This is a genomic window from Rhodococcus sp. CX (genome assembly GCF_015865005.1).
Classification (GTDB): Bacteria; Actinomycetota; Actinomycetes; order Mycobacteriales; family Mycobacteriaceae; genus Rhodococcus.
In genome coordinates, this window is sequence record NZ_JADZGH010000090.1 from 1 (window position 1) to 3,206 (window position 3,206).

Here is a 3,206-nt window from a genome sequence, read left to right on the forward strand (position 1 = left end):
GACAGGCTGAGGACGGCAGGGGCTTCGTCTTCGACGGCGACCGCGGTGGCGGTCGGTGCGGGCGCCGCGCCGGCGGCGGAGAGCGAACCTCCACCGGGACGGAGGGGTTCCGGGTGCGCGTCCGACGGACCCGCCGACGTCCCGCCGGACGCGGCGGGTTCCGCCGCCGGCCGGGTGCGCCGGGCGAGGACGGCGAAGGCGAGGACGAAGAGCACCAGGTTGATCGCGAACGCGACGGCGAACAGCAGCCACGGATGGGGCTCGATGCCGTTGTCCAGGGAGACCCCGGTGGTGATGATGCCGAACAGCGACGTCGGCGCGAACCCGCCTGCACCGCCACCGAGCACGATCGTCAAGGCCATCAGCAGCGGGTGCAGCCGATGCTTGCCGGCGAAGATCATCGCGATGGGAGCCAGCGCCAGGGAGGTCAGCGAGGAGCCCATGGATCCGAGGAGCGCGGCGAGGAGGAAGAACACCCACGGGATCGCGTAGGCACGACCGCCGACGAGCGCCAGCGTCTTCTGCACGATCCAGTCGATCGCACCGGATTCCCGGACGATCGAGAACAGGTAGGTGATGCCCAGCAGCAGCACAAGGATGCTGACCGGGAATCCGGACATGATGTCCTTGATCGATTGCCCGTCGAGGAGTGTTCCCACCCCGAATGCGGCAACGAGGGCGAGGACGCCGATGTGTATCGACTTCCAGGTTCCGATGGTGATGATGGCTGCCAGCACCACCAGAGAGAAAATCTGTGTACCCATATCTGTCCTTGGAGTTTCGGAGGAGTCGGGTCGACTCAGCGCGCCGCGAGACCGGCGCGCAGGGGGAACGTCACGTTGTCGTCGGCGCGCTGGATCGACTCGATCTCTCGTGCGGCATCCTCGAGTTCGTCAGCGAGCGTCAGTAGTTCGGAGCCGGTGAGGGATCTGTCGATCTGGCCGACCCGCAGCGCCGAACGGAGGCTGCCGTCCTCGTGATGAACGGGAACCACCACGGATCCGACGGTGTAGATCGTCCTGGGATTGATCGGCTCGGGGGAGTAGTACTCGGTGGATTCTGCTACCGCAGAAAGGATTCGGCGTTCTTCAGCCGGGGTGTAGTTGCCGGTCGTGAAGTTGCGGAAGGCCTGATGCAGTGCCAGGTCGCTGTAGTTGCCGGTGGTGAGGGAAGCCGACCAGCCCTGCTGCCGGACCATGTCGAGCCGGGCCCGCAGGCCGCGTGCAGCGCCTTCGCTGCGGTCCGTGCGCCGGTCGATCCAGGCCTCGGCGAACGCGGGGTCGTTGAACGCGGCGAACACATCGCCGACCGGCGGTACCAGCGGCATCCGCAGGCCGAGACGCCGCGTGTTCGCGACACCGGGTCCGGTTGCGGACCCGACGACGGCCATCGCTGCATCACCGATCGTGATGACGGTCGAGCATTCGGCGTCGAGTGCGGTCGCGAGGCGTTCGAGCACGGGCCGGGCCAGTTCGGCGTCGCGCACCCCGAATCTGAGGTCGTGATCGGGGAGCGACACAAGGGATTTCGGGGCGAAACGCCCATATCCCCCTTGGAAGTACAGAAGCGGAGGTGCGCATCGGGCCACCTCGAGCGACTCGACGCGGCCGAGCACGATCCAGTGGTCGCCGGCCTCGATCTCCTGGTCGAGGCTGCACTCGATCCAGGCGACCCCGCCGTCGAGGATCGGCAAGCCGAGCGGAGACGGCGACCACGGCCAGTCCGCGAACCGTTCCTCGGCCGGGGTGCGCATGAACTTGCCGCACCGGTCCTGCTGGTCGGCAGCCAGAATGTTGATGCAAAAGCGTTCGGCCGAGCGCATTTTCGACCAGGTGTGTGAGGTCTTCATCGGCATGAACGAGACCAGAGGAGGATCCAGTGAGACCGAATTGAACGTTCCCACGATCATCCCGAGAGGAGTCCCGTCCTCCGACAGGCCGGTCACGAGCGAGACGCCTGTCGGGTGGTTGCCGAGCACCTCTCGAAAGCCATCAGCGTCGAACATTTCGAGCCCTTCGTCACCCGCCGTCTTCGTTCGGTCGGCGGTCTGCTGCGCAACATTAGAAAGCCGAATGTGACCGCGACCACCCTTGTGTTTCAAAGGCTGGCACAATCGAGCCGATTGATCCATGCGTCTTTCCGGGCCGTGCGCCGTGACCTATATTCAGATCCCGCTGAACGTCGCCGGGGGGTCGTTTCGTCGACAGGAAGGACGGACGATGTCCCAGAATCCCAAGTTTCGGTGGAACACCGGACCCGCCGAAGTGACCGACCCGGGCCGGCCCGGTGCCGATCCGCGGGAGTCTCCGCTGGACATGATGGAGATGACGTCGGTGGAGAAGGCGCTCAGTGTCCTCGATTCCTTCCGCGGCCGTATCGAGTCCCTCGGTGTCACCGAGGTCGCCGAAGCGAACGGACTGCCCAAGTCGACGGCCTACCGCTTGCTGTCCCACATGGTCGCCAGCGGCCTGCTCGAACGCGACGGTCGCAAGTACCGGCCCAGCTGGCAGATCTTCGAGCTCGCGCAGAGTTCGATTCTCGGCCGGGTGGACGGGCCGGTCAGCCTGGCGCGCCCGTTGATGACCGAGTTGTACGTGGAAACCCGTGGGGTCGTCCATTTCGGGGTACGGCGCGGCAACGAGGTGATGGTCGTGGAGAAGATCTTCGGGCCCGATTCGGTGGCGCTTCCCACGCGCGTCGGTGCACGGTTGCCGCTCACCACCACTGCGCTCGGCAAGGCGTTGCTGGCGGAGCAGATCCACATCGAGGGGCGTGATGCGATTCCTGCTCCGCCCCTGCTGCGATTGACGCGGAACTCGCTGACCTCACCGCAGCTCCTGGTCGACCAGCTCGCCCGCACCCGGGCGCTGGGATACACGGTCGATCGGGAAGAGACTGTCCTGGGCGTCAGTTGTGTCGGTGCAGTCGTCATGCGGGGCCGGCGGCCCATCGGGGCGTTGTCCGTCTCGGTCCGGAGCGTCGGCTTCGACGAGGCGAAACTCTCCAAGAGGGTCGTCCGGTACGCACGGATGCTGTCGAACCTGCTCGTCTCGTCCGAGGAGGAGCGCGACGACGAGCCCCGGGACCGCACCTCGTAGCCGCTCGGCGCCGCAACCGGCCGCGGCACCCGGGGAAATACGAATACGGCCGCTGCGATGCGGCGCCGAGCGGCTACGAGGTGCGGTCCCGGGGCTCGTCGTCGCGCT

The 3,206-nt window shown here is 66.5% G+C and carries 3 protein-coding genes; 1 reads left to right on the forward strand and 2 read right to left on the reverse strand.

Annotation, left to right across the window (positions count from 1 at the left end; all coding sequences use genetic code 11):
• Both I0Q12_RS09575 and I0Q12_RS09580 read right to left on the reverse strand, forming a co-directional pair.
• The coding region (locus I0Q12_RS09575) for an SLC13 family permease (RefSeq protein WP_269437591.1) at positions 1 to 764 on the reverse strand (764 nt) is incomplete at its 3' end.
• A 35-nt stretch (positions 765 to 799) separates the two neighbouring features.
• Positions 800 to 2,005 carry a flavin reductase gene (locus I0Q12_RS09580; RefSeq protein WP_197251703.1) on the reverse strand — a complete coding sequence of 402 codons (1,206 nt, stop codon included), beginning with the start codon at positions 2,003 to 2,005 and terminating at the stop codon, positions 800 to 802.
• Between the two features lie 214 nt (positions 2,006 to 2,219).
• On the opposite strand from I0Q12_RS09580, the gene I0Q12_RS09585 reads away from it, so the two are divergent.
• Positions 2,220 to 3,098 (forward strand): IclR family transcriptional regulator, encoded by an 879-nt coding sequence (locus I0Q12_RS09585; protein ID WP_197251704.1) that lies wholly within the window; start codon positions 2,220 to 2,222, stop codon positions 3,096 to 3,098.
• Positions 3,099 to 3,206: the final 108 nt, after the last annotated feature.

Coding starts and splice junctions, on each gene's coding strand:
- I0Q12_RS09580 (WP_197251703.1), bottom strand. CDS start 2,005: ATGTTCGACGCTGATGGCTTTCGAGAGGTGCTCGGCAACCACCCGACA.
- I0Q12_RS09585 (WP_197251704.1), top strand. CDS start 2,220: ATGTCCCAGAATCCCAAGTTTCGGTGGAACACCGGACCCGCCGAAGTG.